This window comes from Streptomyces iakyrus, assembly GCF_000717055.1.
Taxonomy (GTDB): Bacteria; Actinomycetota; Actinomycetes; order Streptomycetales; family Streptomycetaceae; genus Streptomyces; species Streptomyces iakyrus.
In genome coordinates this window covers 143,964-160,565 of the sequence record NZ_JNXI01000013.1, presented here as the reverse complement: position 1 = coordinate 160,565, position 16,602 = coordinate 143,964, and the positions used below count along the sequence as shown (strand labels likewise).

At 67.6% G+C, this 16,602-nt stretch carries 15 protein-coding genes; 7 read left to right on the top strand and 8 right to left on the bottom strand.

Annotation, left to right across the window (positions count from 1 at the left end; translation table 11 throughout):
- Nucleotides 1-221 precede the first annotated feature (221 nt).
- Nucleotides 222-1,667 (top strand): CCA tRNA nucleotidyltransferase, encoded by a 1,446-nt coding sequence (locus tag OO68_RS20675; protein ID WP_033309889.1) that lies wholly within the window; start codon nucleotides 222-224, stop codon nucleotides 1,665-1,667.
- 111 nt (nucleotides 1,668-1,778) lie between these two features.
- Here the strand turns inward: OO68_RS20675 and OO68_RS20670 are convergent, their stop codons facing one another.
- The 4 genes from OO68_RS20670 to OO68_RS20655 form a co-directional block, all read right to left on the bottom strand.
- The gene (locus OO68_RS20670) at nucleotides 1,779-2,291 is read right to left on the bottom strand and encodes an LppU/SCO3897 family protein (RefSeq protein ID WP_033309888.1); all 513 of its coding nucleotides are present in this window, start codon (nucleotides 2,289-2,291) and stop codon (nucleotides 1,779-1,781) included.
- Nucleotides 2,292-2,414: 123 nt separating this feature from the next.
- Nucleotides 2,415-3,677, bottom strand: coding sequence for an MFS transporter (locus OO68_RS20665; RefSeq protein WP_033309887.1), 1,263 nt, complete (start codon nucleotides 3,675-3,677; stop codon nucleotides 2,415-2,417).
- An 88-nt stretch (nucleotides 3,678-3,765) separates the two neighbouring features.
- Nucleotides 3,766-4,848, bottom strand: coding sequence for an inositol-3-phosphate synthase (locus OO68_RS20660; RefSeq protein ID WP_033309886.1), 1,083 nt, complete (start codon nucleotides 4,846-4,848; stop codon nucleotides 3,766-3,768).
- 44 nt (nucleotides 4,849-4,892) lie between these two features.
- Nucleotides 4,893-5,576, bottom strand: a complete 684-nt coding sequence (locus OO68_RS20655; protein WP_033309885.1) for a PadR family transcriptional regulator — start codon at nucleotides 5,574-5,576, stop codon at nucleotides 4,893-4,895.
- 786 nt (nucleotides 5,577-6,362) lie between these two features.
- On the opposite strand from OO68_RS20655, the gene OO68_RS20650 reads away from it, so the two are divergent.
- Entirely contained in the window at nucleotides 6,363-8,633 is a 2,271-nt protein-coding gene (locus OO68_RS20650; protein WP_033309996.1) for a transglycosylase domain-containing protein, read from the top strand.
- Between the two features lie 126 nt (nucleotides 8,634-8,759).
- Nucleotides 8,760-10,271: a glycosyltransferase family 87 protein gene (locus tag OO68_RS20645; RefSeq protein ID WP_033309884.1), complete on the top strand. Its 1,512-nt coding sequence runs from the start codon at nucleotides 8,760-8,762 to the stop codon at nucleotides 10,269-10,271.
- 102 nt (nucleotides 10,272-10,373) lie between these two features.
- On the opposite strand, the gene OO68_RS20640 is transcribed toward OO68_RS20645, so the two are convergent.
- The 3 genes from OO68_RS20640 to OO68_RS20630 all read right to left on the bottom strand — a co-directional run bounded on the left by OO68_RS20640 (nucleotide 10,374) and on the right by OO68_RS20630 (nucleotide 13,080).
- Nucleotides 10,374-11,405, bottom strand: coding sequence for an alanine racemase (locus OO68_RS20640; protein WP_030847092.1), 1,032 nt, complete (start codon nucleotides 11,403-11,405; stop codon nucleotides 10,374-10,376).
- Between the two features lie 81 nt (nucleotides 11,406-11,486).
- Nucleotides 11,487-12,608: a peptidoglycan bridge formation glycyltransferase FemX gene (femX, locus tag OO68_RS20635; RefSeq protein WP_031137685.1), complete on the bottom strand. Its 1,122-nt coding sequence runs from the start codon at nucleotides 12,606-12,608 to the stop codon at nucleotides 11,487-11,489.
- Nucleotides 12,609-12,774: 166 nt separating this feature from the next.
- Nucleotides 12,775-13,080 (bottom strand): hypothetical protein, encoded by a 306-nt coding sequence (locus tag OO68_RS20630; protein WP_033309883.1) that lies wholly within the window; start codon nucleotides 13,078-13,080, stop codon nucleotides 12,775-12,777.
- 264 nt (nucleotides 13,081-13,344) lie between these two features.
- On the opposite strand from OO68_RS20630, the gene rpsF reads away from it, so the two are divergent.
- The 4 genes from rpsF to rplI all read left to right on the top strand — a co-directional run bounded on the left by rpsF (nucleotide 13,345) and on the right by rplI (nucleotide 15,044).
- Nucleotides 13,345-13,635 (top strand): 30S ribosomal protein S6, encoded by a 291-nt coding sequence (gene rpsF, locus OO68_RS20625; RefSeq protein ID WP_030847098.1) that lies wholly within the window; start codon nucleotides 13,345-13,347, stop codon nucleotides 13,633-13,635.
- A 71-nt stretch (nucleotides 13,636-13,706) separates the two neighbouring features.
- Complete coding sequence (locus OO68_RS20620) at nucleotides 13,707-14,297, top strand: single-stranded DNA-binding protein (protein ID WP_033309882.1); 591 nt, start codon at nucleotides 13,707-13,709, stop codon at nucleotides 14,295-14,297.
- A gap of 45 nt (nucleotides 14,298-14,342) precedes the next feature.
- Nucleotides 14,343-14,579 (top strand): 30S ribosomal protein S18, encoded by a 237-nt coding sequence (rpsR, locus tag OO68_RS20615; protein WP_003949403.1) that lies wholly within the window; start codon nucleotides 14,343-14,345, stop codon nucleotides 14,577-14,579.
- Between the two features lie 18 nt (nucleotides 14,580-14,597).
- Nucleotides 14,598-15,044: a 50S ribosomal protein L9 gene (gene rplI, locus OO68_RS20610; protein WP_033309881.1), complete on the top strand. Its 447-nt coding sequence runs from the start codon at nucleotides 14,598-14,600 to the stop codon at nucleotides 15,042-15,044.
- Nucleotides 15,045-15,214: 170 nt separating this feature from the next.
- Here rplI and OO68_RS20605 read toward each other — a convergent pair whose 3' ends face one another.
- Nucleotides 15,215-16,552, bottom strand: coding sequence for an MATE family efflux transporter (locus OO68_RS20605; protein ID WP_033309880.1), 1,338 nt, complete (start codon nucleotides 16,550-16,552; stop codon nucleotides 15,215-15,217).
- Nucleotides 16,553-16,602 lie beyond the last annotated feature (50 nt).

Sequence of the window (16,602 nt, the reverse complement as noted above, 5' to 3'; positions counted from 1 at the left end):
GTCCACGCATGGTAACGATGCGCGCTGAGGGGAAGTGCCGCGGTCCGCTCCACAAGATCGCGGGCCGCTACCCGTGCTGCCCGGTATGCGGAGCTATGGAGGGGAGGGTGCGATTACGGCCTTCGAGCTTGGCTTGTGAGCCTATAACGGACGTGTCCCCATGCTTGTGCATGCGGAATAGGAGGAGCCCGCGTCGGCCCGGCCACGTACCCTCTTCTGTTGTGCCGAACGCCAACGAAGAAACGTCCAGTGCCCTGAGTCAGGTGCAGCACCGTGCCGTGAGTGAACTGCTGCGGGTCGCTCCTGTCGCCGACGACCTCGCCCGCCGCTTCCAGGAGGCCGGGTTCTCACTCGCCCTTGTCGGCGGCTCGGTACGGGACGCGCTGCTCGGGCGGCTCGGCAATGACCTGGACTTCACGACCGATGCCCGCCCCGAGGACGTCCTCAAGATCGTGCGTCCCTGGGCCGACTCCGTCTGGGAAGTAGGGATCGCCTTCGGCACGGTGGGTGCCCACAAGGGCGGCTACCAGATCGAGGTGACCACCTACCGCTCGGAGGCCTACGACCGCACCTCACGCAAGCCCGAGGTGTCGTACGGCGACTCCATCGAGGAGGATCTCGTCCGCCGGGACTTCACGGTGAACGCCATGGCGGTGGCGCTGCCGGTGAAGGAGTTCGTCGATCCGCACGGCGGGCTCGAGGATCTCGCGGCCCGTGTGCTGCGCACCCCCGGCACCCCGGAGGAATCGTTCTCCGACGACCCGCTTCGGATGATGAGGGCGGCGCGCTTCGCGGCTCAGCTCGACTTCGAGGTCGCCCCTGAGGTCATCACGGCGATGACGGAGATGGCCGGGCGTATCGAGATCGTCTCGGCCGAGCGGGTGCGGGACGAGCTCAACAAGCTGATCCTCTCCCAGCAGCCGCGCAAGGGGCTGACGCTGCTCGTCGAGACGGGCCTCGCCGAGCGCGTGGTGCCCGAGCTGCCGGCCCTGCGCCTCGAACGTGACGAGCATCATCGCCACAAGGACGTCTACGACCACTCGCTGATCGTCCTGGAGCAGGCGATGGCGCTGGAGGAGGACGGTCCCGATCTCACCCTCCGCCTGGCCGCTCTCCTGCATGACATCGGCAAGCCCCGCACGCGCCGGTTCGAGAAGGACGGCCGGGTCTCGTTCCACCACCACGAGGTGGTCGGGGCGAAGATGACCAAGAAGCGCATGACGGCTCTGAAGTACTCCAACGAGCTGGTGAAGGACGTCTCACGTCTGGTCGAACTCCACCTGCGCTTCCACGGCTATGGCACGGGCGAGTGGACGGACTCGGCGGTCCGGCGTTACGTCCGTGATGCCGGACCGCTTCTCGACCGCCTCCACAAGCTGACCCGCTCGGACTGCACCACCCGCAACAAGCGCAAGGCGGCGGCTCTGTCGCGTGCGTACGACGGGCTGGAGGAGCGGATCGCCAAACTGGAGGAGCAGGAGGAACTGGACTCGATCCGCCCGGACCTCGACGGCAACCAGATCATGGAGATCCTCGGTGTCGGGCCCGGACCGGTCATCGGCCGTGCCTACCAGCACATGCTGGAGCTGCGCCTGGAGAACGGGCCGATGGAGCAGGACGCTGCGGTGGCCGCGCTCAAGGAGTGGTGGGCCGAGCAGGAGAGCTGAGGCTGTGAAACGGGGTCATGTTTCACGGGAAACATGACCCCGCTGGAGAGATGCTGGAGACAGACCCAGGGGCGGTGTTTCACGTGAAACACCGCCCCTCGTCGTGTCTGCCTACTTCTTGTAGTCCTTCAGGCAGAGCAGGAAGTCCTTGCCGTCACCGCTCTCGGTGTACGTGTACTGGAAGTCCTTGGCCTCGGCTTCGCACTTGCTGGAGGCCAGCGTCTGCGTGAGGTACGAGCCCTCGATCTTGGCCAGCACCTTGAACTGGGCCTTGGCGTCGTCGCACGCGACGACTTCGAGGTCCGGGTTGTTGTCGCTGGTGCTGCCGCGGTGCATGCAGTCGCCGACAGCGGCCGTGTTGGCGTCGTCCCGGCTGGCTATGTAGCCGCCGATGGCCACACCCGCCACAGCGATGACGATGACGATGTTCTTGATCGTCTTGAAGCTGAGCTTGCGGCCGGACGGCTGCGGGGGGACCGGAGCGTACGGACCGGCGCCCTGGGGCGGGAAGCCGGGCTGCCCGGGCTGCTGGGGGTAACCGCCCTGGGGCGGGAACGGAGCCTGGGGTGCAGCCGCGGGCTGGCCCTGCGCGAATGGATTGCCCTGGGGCGGCGGAGTAGTCACTTGGGGGTCCCCCTAGAACATGGTGAGTGACGCGAACATGTCGCGAGATAAGACTCACGTAAGGTAGCGGCCCCCACTGACAACGCAGTAGCCAGAAATGGCTCTGTGTCATTGATGTGACACTTACTGGCGGCCAAAACGGGCCATAGCCATAGCTACTGCCGCGTAGGTAACGGCGATCGTGATCACGAGGGGCACGGATCGGCCGTCCGGTGGCAGCATCAGGGCGGCCACGGCGGCCGCGCCGACGAAGGAAACGTTGAAGAGGACGTCGTAGACCGAGAAGATCCGGCCACGGAAGCCGTCCTCGACGGAGGACTGGACGATGGTGTCCGTGGCGATCTTCGCGCCCTGAGTGGTCAGCCCCAGGACGAAGGCTGCGGCCAGCAGCGGGACGGTGGCGAACGGCAGCCCGAGAGCGGGTTCCAGCAGCGCCGCGGCCCCGGCGCACACGACGATCCAGCGGCCCGGCCCGAGCCGTCCCGCGGCCGAGGGTGTCACCACGGCCGCCGCGAAGAAGCCGGCGCCAGAGACGCCCAATGCCAAGCCCAGCAGGGCGAGGCCGTCGTCCGTGGTCGAGGTGAGGGCGTACCGGCACAGCATCAGCAGCATGACCAGCAGGGCGCCGTAGCAGAACCGCATCAGCGACATCGCCACGAGCGCCCAGGCGGCCTCCCGGCGCTGCGGAGCGGCCAGATGGCGTACGCCCGCCGCAAGGTCGCGGACGGTGTCCGTGAGAGCCGTTCCGATCCGCTCGCGCGCCAAGGGCCGGTCCGGGCCGAGGAGTTCACGGGCCATGCTCAGCGATGCCAGGGCGGCACACAGATACAGCCCCGCTGCCACGAGCACCACAGCGGCGTCCGAGTCCGCCACCACCAGGCGCACGACGAAGGCGAGGCCACCGCCCGCGGTCGCCGCCAGCGTTCCGGCCGTCGGGGAAAGGGAGTTGGCGATGACCAGGCGGTCGGAGTCGACGACGCGCGGCAGGGCGGCGGACAGGCCCGACAGGACGAAGCGGTTGACCGCGGTGACGCACAGCGCCGAGACGTAGAAGAGCCAGTCCGGAGCCGGGCTGAGGATCAGCAGGGCCGTCGCGAAGGCCAGGAGGGCACGCAACAGGCTGCCGAACAGCAGGACCTGACGGCGCCGCCAGCGGTCCAGCAGGACACCGGCGAAGGGGCCGACGAGGGAGTACGGGAGCAGCAGTACCGCCATCGCGGAGGCGACCGCGGCCGCCGAGGTCTGCTTCTCCGGCGAGAAGACCACGTACGCGGCGAGCGCGACCTGGTAGACACCGTCGGCGCCCTGGGAGAGCAGGCGTACGGCGAGCAGGCGCCGGAAGCCCTGGAAGCGCAGGAGGACGCGCAGGTCACGGACGACGGCCATGCGGCACAGCCTCACATACGGGGAGGGTCCCCGGGTCGTACGACCCGGGGACCCTCACAGCCCTGGCAGGAGCGACTGTTGCGGCGCGTCAGCGCTCGACCTCACCCTTGATGAACTTCTCGACGTTCTCACGGGCCTCGTCGTCGAAGTACTGCACGGGCGGGGACTTCATGAAGTAGCTCGACGCCGACAGGATCGGGCCGCCGATGCCGCGGTCCTTGGCGATCTTCGCGGCGCGCAGGGCGTCGATGATGACGCCGGCGGAGTTCGGGGAGTCCCAGACCTCGAGCTTGTACTCCAGGTTCAGCGGGACGTCACCGAACGCGCGGCCCTCCAGGCGGACGTAGGCCCACTTGCGGTCGTCCAGCCAGGCGACGTAGTCGGACGGGCCGATGTGGACGTTGCCCTCGCCCAGCTCGCGGTCGCGGATCTGGGAGGTGACGGCCTGCGTCTTGGAGATCTTCTTCGACTCGAGGCGGTCGCGCTCGAGCATGTTCTTGAAGTCCATGTTGCCGCCGACGTTCAGCTGCATCGTGCGGTCCAGGACGACGCCGCGGTCCTCGAAGAGCTTCGCCATCACGCGGTGCGTGATGGTGGCGCCGACCTGGGACTTGATGTCGTCGCCGACGATCGGGACGCCCGCCTCGGTGAACTTGTCCGCCCACTCCTTGGTGCCGGCGATGAAGACCGGAAGGGCGTTGACGAAGGCGACCTTGGCGTCGATGGCGCACTGGGCGTAGAACTTCGCCGCGTCCTCGGAGCCGACGGGCAGGTAGCAGACGAGGACGTCGACCTGCTTGTCCTTGAGGACCTGGACGACGTCGGCCGGCTCCTCGGCGGACTCCTCGATGGTCTCGCGGTAGTACTTGCCGAGGCCGTCGAGGGTGTGGCCGCGCTGGACCGTCACACCGGTGCGGGGCACGTCGCAGATCTTGATGGTGTTGTTCTCGGAGGCGCCGATGGCGTCCGCCAGGTCGAGGCCGACCTTCTTGGCGTCCACGTCGAACGCGGCGACGAACTCGACGTCGCTGACGTGGTAGTCGCCGAACTGGACGTGCATCAGGCCCGGCACCTTGGACGCCGGGTCGGCGTCCTTGTAGTACTCGACTCCCTGTACCAGCGATGCGGCGCAGTTGCCCACACCGACGATGGCTACGCGAACCGAACCCATTCCGGTTGCTCCCTGTGTGTACGAGTGAGGCCCTGAGTGGGCTCTCACGTGGCGGTGTCGTCGGGCGAATCCGGCCGGGGGTCGCCCCCTGGTCGGGGCAGGTCGCCCGACGCTCCAGATGTGGTGTCACGCGAAGCGGGCTCCCCGGTGGCCGGACCCTTGAGGTCCCGCCCCGCCCGCTCGCTCTCGATGAGCTCGTTCAGCCAGCGCACCTCGCGCTCCACGGACTCCATCCCGTGGCGCTGGAGCTCGAGCGTGTAGTCGTCGAGGCGCTCCCGGGTGCGGGCCAGGGAAGCACTCATCTTCTCGAGCCGCTCCTCCAGCCGGCTGCGGCGGCCCTCCAGTACGCGCATGCGGACATCGCGTGAGGTTTGCCCGAAGAAGGCGAAACGGGCTGCGAAGGTTTCGTCCTCGTACGCGTCGGGCCCGGTCTGCGAGAGCAGCTGTTCGAAGTGCTCCTTACCCTCCGCCGTCAATCGGTAGACGATCTTGGCGCGGCGCCCGGCGAGGGGGGCGGCGAGGGCGTCCTCGGTGGTGTTCCCCGTTTCCTCGATCAACCAGCCGTTGGCGACCAGCGTCTTGAGGCAGGGGTAGAGCGTCCCGTAGCTGAACGCACGGAACACGCCCAGTGATGTGTTGAGCCGTTTGCGCAACTCATAGCCGTGCATCGGAGATTCGCGGAGCAGGCCGAGTACGGCGAACTCGAGGATCCCGGAACGCCGGCTCATCGTCGCCTCCTCTCGCCGTGGTGCGCATGTATCCGTCCGATGTGTCGGGCCGATGTGTCGAGCTGATGTATCGGCTCGATACATCACGACGATAGAACGGCCTTCCGGATGCGACAAGAGGGGGTCGGGTGAACGGGGTCACATCACCGATTCATCGGATGCGAGTTGCCTGATTTGAGGTGAACTTTGGGGCTCGGCGGGTTTTGGCGGTGCGTAGTCTGTGCGCCATGCACATCACCGGGAACCGAGTGACGCCTGAGAGCGTCGTCGTCTGCGGTGTAGTACGGGTGCATGCGGGACCGATGAATGCGGAGCCGACCGCATCCGTACTTCGGGGGGACCGGAAACCAGCCGCCGTTTCCAGGCGCGCAGGGGTGCGCCTGCCCGAGGAGTAGTCGTTCGATGAGCGAGCACCGTCGCAAACCGCCGCAGCCGCAGGGAGGCGGACGTGCCGCGGCCCGACGCGGCCAGTCCGGCTCGGCCTCCGGCCGCCGTGCGGCACCGCGAGGCGCCACCGGGTCTCCGTCCGACTCCTATGGGTCGGACTCCTACGACTCGGGGGGTGAGGAGCGTCAGTACGGCGGCCGTGCCGAGGCCCGGCGTGCGGCGCAGAGAAGTACGGGGGGCGGCCGCCGGAGAGCGGCCGAACCGACCCGGAGTGGCCGGCGTGCCGGTCCTGGCGGCCCGAACGGGCCCGGCCGGGGCAGAGGACGCGTGGCCGCCGTTCCCGACAAGAAGCGGATGATCGACTATCCGCGCGCCGGCAAGTACGGCTGGCAGCGCTGGATGCCGTCCTGGAAGCTCGTCTCCGGACTGTGCATCGCCTTCTTCGGCAGCCTGGTCGCTGTGGCGGGCATCGGTTACGCCATGGTGGGCGTCCCCAACGAGGAGAACGCCGCTGCGTCGTCACAGAACAACGTCTACCTCTGGTCCGACGGCACCCAGATGGTTGCGGCGGGCAGCGGTCAGAACCGGCAGAACGTCCCGCTCGCGAAAATCCCCAAGGCCATGCAGTGGGCAGTGATCTCGGCGGAAAACAAGAGCTTCTACGATGACTCCGGCGTCGACCCCATGGGTATCGCCCGGGCCCTGGCGAACATGGCCCGGGGCGGTGACACGCAGGGTGGTTCGACGATCACCCAGCAGTTCGTCAAGAACACCTACCTGAGCCAGGAACAGACGGTCAGCCGTAAGTTCAAGGAGATGTTCATCTCGATCAAGGTGGGCACGAAGCTCTCCAAGGACGACATCCTCCAGGGGTACCTGAACACCTCGTACTACGGCCGTGGTGCTTACGGCATTCAGGCCGCCGCCCAGGCCTACTACGGCAAGGAGGCGAAGGACCTCACACCGAGTGAGTGCGCCTTCCTCGCCGCACTTCTCAAGGGTCCGACGTACTACGACCCCGCGGGCAACGACGGTATCGACAAGACCGCTACCGCCGACGCCAACCGCAAGCGCTCCGAGGCGCGTTGGGGCTGGATCCTCGAGCAGATGCACAACGACAAGAGGATCACGGACAAGCAGTACCAGGACGCGATCAAGAAGTACCCCATGCCTGACGACCGCAAGGCGTCCAAGGGCATGACCGGCCAGATCGGCTACCTGGCGGACACGGCCAAGAAGTACGTCCTGAATCACTCGAGCATCTCCGAGAAGCAGTTCGACCTGGGCGGCTACCAGATCAAGACGACCTTCGACAAGAAGAAGGTCGAGGCGCTGGCGAAGGCCGTCAAGAAGGTCGAGAAGGAGAAGCTCGATCCGAAGAACCGCGAGCTGGACAAGCACGTCCAGTTCGGTGCGGCGTCGGTGAAGCCCAACGACGGCGCGATCGTCGCGCTCTACGGCGGTGCCGGGTACGAGAACGGCCACTTCAACAACAACGCGGACACCTCGGGTGTCCCCGTCGGTTCGACGTGGAAGCCGTTCGTGCTCGCGGCGGCGATGGAGCACGGCACGTACAAGAGCGACGGAGTCGGTGTCTCGCCGCTGAGCAAGTACAACGGCAACGACCATCTCAAGGTCAGGAAGAACGACGGGACCTATGTCCTGAAGAAGGACAACACGCCGTTCTTCCAGGAGAACGAGAGTGACTACCCCTGGGGCTACATCTCCTTGCGCAAGGCGATGGAGCAGTCCGTGAACACGCCGTTCGTGCAGCTCGGCATGGACGTGGGGATGAAGAACGTGGCCGACGTGGCCGAGAAGGCCGGCATCCTGGACAGCAGCTTCGCCGAGCTCAACGCGTCGTTCGCGCTTGGTACGTCGACTCCCAGTGCGATCCGTATGGCCGACGCCTACGCGACGTTCGCCGCAGCGGGCAAGCAAGCCCCTCCGTACTCGGTGACCAGCGTCAAGTTCAACGGTGAGGAAATCGACGGCTTCAAGAAGCCGAGGGTCACGCGGGCGATGCCCGAGATCGTGGCCAACAACGTCACGGACACTCTGGAGAACGTCATCCAGAACGGTACGGGCACGAAGGCGCTCCCCCTGGGCCGTACGGCGGCCGGCAAGACCGGTACCACCGACGAGAACAAGTCGGCCTGGTTCGTCGGCTACACCCAGCAGCTGTCGACCTCGGTCGCGATGTTCCGCGAGGACCCCAAGAGCGCCAAGCTGCTCTCGATGAACGGCACGGCCGGGGAGAAGTCGATCCACGGTGGTGACGTCCCCACGCTGGTGTGGACCGAGTACATGAAGGCCGCGCTGAAGGGCGAGCCGGACCTCGGCTTCCCGGAGCCCGAGAAGATCGGCGAGATCCAGAACGAGGTGGGTGCCCCGTCACCGACGCCGACGCCCAGCGTGGAGCCCAGCGAGACCGTGACCGAGTCGCCGAGCCCCACGCCCAGCGAGAGCTCGACTCCGTCGCCCACGCCCAGCGACACCTGTGGGTTCTTCGGATGCGAGAGCGACGGTGGCACGGAGAACGGCGGCACGGAGAACGGTGGGACGGACGGAGGAGTGACTCCCCAGCCCACGCCGACCGGTAGCGCCGAGACCGGCGGCAACACCAGAGGCAACGGCAACGGAGGCATCTTCGGAGGCCCCGAGGGGTAGCCGCCGTCGACAGATCGCCCGGCTTGGGTGTTTCACGTGAAACGCGAGGATGTTTCACGTGAAACAGGGGCCGCCGTCCCACTTGGGAAGGCGGCCCTCGGCGTTTTCCCAGGGACGTACGGCAGGATGTGCGGCATGCCCAGTGCAGAATCGACGCGAGCGAGCGTCCACGAGCCGGACCCGGTGCGGCCGACCAAGGAGGACGAGGTCGCCGCAGCCGGCAGCGAGCTGATCGGCGGCCCGCTCGGGCGGCGAGCCCTGCTCGGGGCGTCCTGGTGGACTCCCGTGCGGGTGATCGCGCTCGTGGCGATCGGCATGTTCGCCCTCGGACTGGTCCAGAAGGCGCCCTGCTACAACGGTGCCTGGTTCTTCGGTGCCAGCTCCCAGTACACGCATGCGTGCTACTCGGACATCCCGCACCTCTACCAGGGGCGCGGTTTCGCCGACGGGCTCGTGCCGTACTTCGACAGGCTCCCCGGCGACATGCAGTACCTGGAGTACCCGGTGCTCACCGGTGTCTTCATGGAGGTCGCCTCCTGGCTCACGCCCGGCAGCGGCACCATCCAGTACCAGGAGCAGTGGTACTGGATGGTCAACGCCGGAATGCTCATGGTGTGTGCGTCGGTCATCGCCGTCTGCGTGACCCGTACTCACGCCCGGCGTCCCTGGGACGGCCTGCTGGTCGCCCTGGCGCCCGCCGCCGCTCTGACGGCGACCATCAACTGGGACCTGCTGGCGGTCGCTCTGACGGCCTCGGCGATGCTGATGTGGTCACGGGGCCGCTCCCTCGCCTTCGGCGTGCTGCTGGGGCTTGCCACGGCCGCCAAGCTCTACCCGTTCCTGCTGCTCGGACCGCTGATGGTGCTGTGCTGGCGCGCGGGCAGATGGCGCGCGTTCGGGACGGCTCTGGGCGGCGCGGCCGCCGCCTGGGTCGTGGTGAACGGGCCGGTGATGCTCTTCGCGTTCGAAGGCTGGTCGAAGTTCTACACGTTCAGCCAGGAACGCGGCGTCGACTTCGGCTCCTTCTGGCTGATCATGGCCCAGAACTCGGACGACCCGCTCAGCACCGACACGGTCAACACACTGGCCACGCTGCTGATGCTGGCGTCCTGCGCGGCTGTCGCGGCGCTCGCACTGACCGCCCCACGCCGCCCGCGGTTCGCCCAGCTCGCGTTCCTGATCGTCGCGGCGTTCATCCTCACCAACAAGGTCTACTCGCCGCAGTACGTCCTGTGGCTGGTCCCGCTGGCGGCCCTCGCCCGGCCGAAGTGGCGGGACTACCTGATCTGGCAGGCCTGCGAGGTGGCGTACTTCCTGGGGATCTGGCTGTACCTCGCGTACACGACCAGCGGAGACGCTCACAAAGGGCTGCCCACCGACGGGTACCACTGGGCCATCGCCCTGCACCTGCTGGGGACGCTGTACCTGTGCGTCATGGTCGTGCGTGACATCTTCATGCCGGAGCGGGATCCGGTGCGGCGGTCCGGGGACGACGATCCCTCGGGCGGGGTGCTCGACGGCGCCGAGGACGTCTTCGTCCTCGGTCCGGCGGCTCGCCCCCGACGGCACATGGCCGCCCAGTTCGACGGGCCGCCGGTCGACTGGGGCAGGCCGGGCGCCACGGGCGGTTCGCTCTGAGCGAACGGCGCGGGACGTCGTAGCCGGAACACGTCGAAGGCCGTACACGGGAAGCCGTGTACGGCCTTCTTGCTGCGCTGCCTGGGCCGGTGCCCGTGACGGTCAGCGGTCCATGATCCGGTCGAACTGCGTGGTGGTGTGCCGCAGATGGGCCACCAGCTCGTCGCCGACCTTCGGCTCGGGCGCGTCCGCCGGCACGAACAGGATCGACACCTGCATGTGCGGCGGCTCCGCGAACCAGCGCTGCTTGCCGCCCCAGACGAACGGAGAAAGGTTCCGGTTGACCGTCGCGAGGCCGGCGCGGGCGACGCCCTTGGCGCGCGGCATAACGCCGTGCAGCGCCTTGGGGGCTTCCAGACCCACTCCGTGCGACGTACCGCCCGCCACGACCACCAGGAAGCCGTCGGAGGCCGCCTTCTGCTGCCGGTAGCCGAAACGGTCGCCCTTGGCGACGCGCGTGACGTCCAGGACCGCCCCGCGGTACTCCGTGGCGTCGTGGTCCCCCAGCCAGAGCCGCGTGCCGATGCGGGCCCGGAAACGGGTCTGCGGGAACTGCTGCTGGAGCCGGGCGAGTTCCTCGGCCTTGAGGTGGCTGACGAACATGGTGTGCAGGGGCAGCCGGGCGGCACGCAGCCGGTCCATCCAGCCGATGACCTCCTCGACGGCGTCCGAGCCGTCGGTGCGGTCCAGCGGCAGGTGGATGGCGAAGCCCTCCAGACGGACGTTCTCGATGGCCGCGTGCAACTGGGCCAGGTCCTGCTCGCTGATGCCGTGCCGCTTCATCGAGGACATCACCTCGATCACCACACGGGCACCGACCAGGCCGTAGACGCCGTCTATCGACGAGACCGAGCGGATGACCCGGTCCGGCAGCGGTACCGGCTCCTCGCCCCGCCGGTACGGCGTGAGCACCAGCAGGTCCCCGCCGAACCAGTCCTTGATCCGCGCGGCCTCGTACGTCGTCCCGACGGCGAGGACGTCCGAGCCCAGCCGCGTGGCCTCCTCCGCCAGCCGCTCGTGCCCGAAGCCGTAGCCGTTGCCCTTGCAGACCGGCACGAGGCCCGGGAACTGCTCCTGCACGTGCTTGTGGTGCGCACGCCAGCGCGCGGTGTCGACGTAGAGCGTGAGCGCCATGGCCGGACCTGGAACCTTTCTCGCGGTGCCGTGTATCGGCGGTTGCCGTGTATCAGGGGTATAGAAGCACTGAACGGGACATCAGCGGCGCGACATGTAGATGTCGAGCGCCTTGTGCAGCAGCTTGTTCAGCGGGAAGTCCCACTCGCCGAGGTACTCGGCCGCCTGGCCGCCGGTACCCACCTTGAACTGGATCAGGCCGAAGAGGTGGTCGGTCTCGTCCAGCGAGTCGGAGATGCCGCGCAGGTCGTAGACGGTGGCGCCGAGCGCGTAGGCGTCGCGCAGCATCCGCCACTGCATCGCGTTCGAGGGCCGGACCTCGCGTCCGATGTTGTCGGAGGCGCCGTAGGAGTACCAGACGTGCCCGCCGACGATCAGCATCGTGGCGGCCGACAGGTTCACGCCGTTGTGCCGGGCGAAGTACAGCCGCATGCGGTTGGGGTCCTCGGTGTTGAGGGCCGTCCACATGCGCTGGAAGTACGACAGCGGGCGCGGCCGGAAGTGGTCGCGCACGGCCGTGATCTCGTACAGCCGCTGCCATTCCTCGAGGTCCTGGTAGCCGCCCTGGACGACCTCGACGCCGGCCTTCTCGGCCTTCTTGATGTTGCGGCGCCACAGCTGGTTGAAGTTCTTGTGGACCTCTTCCAGGGAGCGGTTCGCCAGCGGCACCTGGTACACGTAGCGGGGCTGGACGTCTCCGAAGCCGGCGCCGCCGTCCTCGCCCTGCTGCCAGCCCATGCGGCGCAGCTTGTCGGCCACCTCGAAGGCGCGCGGCTCGATGTGGTCGGCCTCGATGTCACGCAGGCGCTTGACGTCCGGGTTCTGGATGCCCTGCTTGATGGAGGGGGCCTCCCAGCGCCGGATGATCACCGGCGGACCCATCTTCACGGAGAAGGCGCCCTGCTGCTTGAGATGGGCCAGCATGGGTTCGAGCCATTCCTGCAGATTCGGCGCGAACCAGTTGATGACCGGGCCCTCGGGCAGGTAGGCGAGGTAGCGCTTGATCTTGGGAAGCTGCCGGTAGAGGACCAGACCGGCACCGACCATCTCGCCGGTGCGGTCGTCGAACCAGCCGAGGTTCTCGGAGCGCCACTCCGCCTTGACGTCAGCCCAGGCCGGGACCTGCATGTGGCTCGCCGACGGCAGGCTCTGGATGTAGGCCAGATGCTGCTCGCGACTGATGGTCCTCAGGGTCAGGCTCATTTAGGGGCGCTCCTCGGGCTGGTGTGTCCCCATGGGTACAGGGGCTCCGGCTCTCGCGCGAAGCCTACTGCGCCTTGGGAGCGCGCCGGTTGGGCGTACGGGACCTTCGCCCCTGCCGAGCCCGGCAGGGGCGTGATCCGGTGTTCAGATGAGGGGTGTCCTGGCGTCAGCCGATGAGGCCGCCGTGCGCCATGCCCAGGAAGAACCCGACCCCCGAGGCGCCCAGGCCCAGGATCAGGCCGAAGCGCTCCCGGGTCGTCTCCGAGATCCACTGGCCGTAGGCACCCGTGAGGATGCCCACCAGGCCGGCCCAGGAGCTGAGCAGATGCAGGTCTTCGTCGATGATCGCCGTGAGGAACGACAAGAGGCCCAGCACCAGTGTCACCGCGAGCAGGGTGTCCTGGAGGGGGTGGGGCTTGCCGTCCGTGGCGAAGAGACCGCCGGCGGCGTTGGGTCGCAATGCCTGTGCCATAGGGCACCTCCTGCGAAAGGCGGCGCATCGTAGCGCCATACACACCCGATGTGTACAGATTGGCTGCCCCGGCGGCCGGATTTCAACCGCAAGCCGCTGTGCGGGTACTCTGTACCGTCCGCACCGGTGTCTGCCCATGTCACGGCAGGGGCTTCTCGCCAGAACCCCTGACTGTCAGTGGTCGCCGATACCGTTGCCTACGCATCACAACCCTCCTGCCACGGAACGACCGTGGCCGCTGAGTCCAAAGGAGGTGGGTTCCACATGCGTCACTACGAGGTGATGGTCATCCTCGACCCCGAGGTCGAGGAGCGCGCTGTCTCTCCGTTGATCGAGAACTTCCTGTCTGTCGTCCGTGACGGCGGCGGAAAGGTCGAGAAGGTCGACACCTGGGGCCGTCGTCGTCTCGCGTACGAGATCAAGAAGAAGCCCGAGGGCATCTACTCGGTCATCGACCTGCAGGCCGAGCCTGCGGTCGTCAAGGAGCTCGACCGCCAGATGAACCTGAACGAGTCGGTCCTCCGGACCAAGGTCCTCCGCCCCGAGACCCACTGAGCTTCCCAGCTCAGCTGATCCCGGGATTCGAGTAGCAAGCAGCCAGAGCAAACCCGCCGAGAGGTTCCCCCATGGCAGGCGAGACCGTCATCACGGTCGTCGGCAATCTTGTCGACGACCCCGAGCTGCGCTTCACCCCCTCCGGTGCGGCGGTCGCGAAGTTCCGTGTCGCGTCCACCCCCCGCACCTTCGACCGCCAGACGAACGAGTGGAAGGACGGCGAGAGCCTCTTTCTGACCTGCTCGGTCTGGCGTCAGGCGGCGGAGAACGTCGCGGAGTCGCTTCAGCGAGGCATGCGCGTGATCGTGCAGGGCCGGCTGAAGCAGCGGTCCTACGAGGACCGTGAGGGCGTCAAGCGCACGGTCTACGAACTGGACGTCGAGGAAGTCGGCGCCAGCCTGCGCAACGCCACGGCCAAGGTCACCAAGACCAGCGGTCGGGGTGGCCAGGGCGGCCAGGGTGGCTTCGGCGGCGGTGGCGGCCAGGGTGGCGGCGGCTGGGGCGGCGGCCCCGGTGGCGGCCAGCAGGGCGGCGGCGCTCCCGCCGACGACCCGTGGGCGACCGGCGCTCCCGCCGGTGGCAACCAGGGCGGTGGCGGCGGCTGGGGTGGAAACTCCGGCGGCGGCCAGGGCGGCGGCTATTCGGACGAGCCCCCCTTCTAAGGGCGGGTTCGCACTCACACTTCTTGATCACACAGGAGAAACACCATGGCTAAGCCGCCTGTGCGCAAGCCGAAGAAGAAGGTCTGCGCATTCTGCAAGGACAAGGTCACGTACGTGGACTACAAGGACACGAACATGCTGCGGAAGTTCATTTCCGACCGCGGCAAGATCCGTGCCCGCCGCGTGACCGGCAACTGCACGCAGCACCAGCGTGACGTCGCCACGGCCGTGAAGAACAGCCGTGAGATGGCGCTGCTGCCCTACACCTCCACCGCGCGATAAGGGAAGGGTGACCGACTCATGAAGATCATCCTCACCCACGAGGTCTCCGGCCTCGGTGCCGCGGGCGACGTCGTCGACGTCAAGGACGGTTACGCTCGCAACTACCTGATCCCGCGGAAGTTCGCTATCCGCTGGACCAAGGGTGGCGAGAAGGACGTCGAGCAGATCCGTCGTGCTCGCAAGATCCACGAGATCCAGACCATCGAGCAGGCCAACGCTGTGAAGGCCCAGCTCGAGGGCGTCAAGGTCCGTCTGGCCGTTCGCTCCGGCGACGCCGGTCGTCTCTTCGGTTCCGTCACCCCGGCCGACATCGCTTCCGCGATCAAGGCTTCCGGTGGCCCCGAGGTCGACAAGCGCCGCATCGAGCTCGGCTCGCCGATCAAGACGCTGGGCGCTCACGAGACGTCCGTGCGTCTGCACCCCGAGGTTGCCGCGAAGGTGAACATCGAGGTCGTCGCGGCCTGAGTGCCGCGCGCGTGCTGAAGCATTGAGCGATGGGCCGCACCCTGAGGGGTGCGGCCCATTCGTGTCTCTGGGGCAGCTGTCCCCGGAGCGGCGCCCGTGTTTCACGTGAAACACCGTTCTGGGAGCCTCCTGTGTTTCACGTGAAACAGGCAGCGTTTCACGTGAAACGGTCAGCGGGTCGCGCCCGTCACGATCCAGCGGCCCGAGCGGGTGCGAAGCCACAGGGTCAGCATGCGCACAGTCATCATCAGCGTCATCGTGGCCCAGAGAGCGGTGAGCCCGCCGCCCAGTACCGGGACCAGCAGAGCGATCGGCGTGAAGACCGCCAGAGTGATCAGCATCGCCCAGGCCAGGTAAGGGCCGTCGCCGGCACCCATCAGGACTCCGTCCAGGACGAAGACGATGCCGGAGACGGGCTGGGAGAGAGCGACGATGATCAGGGCGGGCAGCGCCACATCCTTGACTGCCGGGTCGCTGGTGAACAGGGGCAAGAACGCCGGTCGGGTGATGACCACCAGAATGCCGAGAACGACTCCGACAGCGATGCCCCACTCGACCATGCGGCGGCAGGCGTCCCGGGCGCCCTCGGCGTCACCGGCTCCGAGATAGCGTCCGATGATGGCCTGCCCCGCGATGGCGATGGCGTCCAGGGCGAAGGCCAGCAGGCTCCACAGGGAGAGGATGATCTGGTGGGCGGCGATGTCGGCATCACCTAGACGGGCCGCGACCGCCGTGGCGATCATCAGGATCGCCCGCAGCGAGAGGGTGCGCACCAGCAGGGGCACACCGGCTTGAGCGGAGGCCCTGATCCCGGCGGCATCCGGGCGCAGCGAAGCACCATGCTTGCGTGCTCCTCGCAGAACCACCACGAGATAGACCGCGGCCATGCCGCACTGGGCGATGACGGTGCCCCACGCGGAACCGGCGATCCCCAGATCGGCGCCGTAGACGAGCCCGGCGTTGAGGGCGCCGTTGGCGACGAAGCCGGCGATGGCGACGTAGAGCGGGGTCCTGGTGTCTTGCAGGCCGCGCAGGACTCCGGTGGCGGCGAGGACCACGAGCATGGCCGGTATGCCGAGCACGGAGATACGCAAGTAGGTGATCGCGTAGGGGGTTGCCGCGTCCGAGGCTCCGAAGAGGTCCACGAGATGGGGTGCCGTCGGCAGCGCGACGGCGACGACGGCAGCGCCGAGGAGCAGTGCCAGCCAGATACCGTCCATGCCTTGCCGGATGGCGGATTGGAGGTCTCCTGCTCCGACGCGACGGGCAACCGCGGCCGTCGTGGCGTAGGCGAGGAAGACGAAGACGCTCACGGCGGTCATCAACAGGGCCGAGGCGACGCCGAGACCGGCGAGTTGGGCAGTGCCCAGGTGGCCCACGATGGCGGTGTCGGCCATGAGGAAGATGGGCTCGGCGACGAGGGCGCCGAAGGCCGGCACGGCCAGCGCGACGATCTCTCGGTCGTGCTGTCTCCGGCCGGTTCGGCGGCGCGCGGTGGCCTGTGTCATGTGCACCAATCTAATCGTCCACAGGTAAGAGATGCAAAGCTTTTGTGACC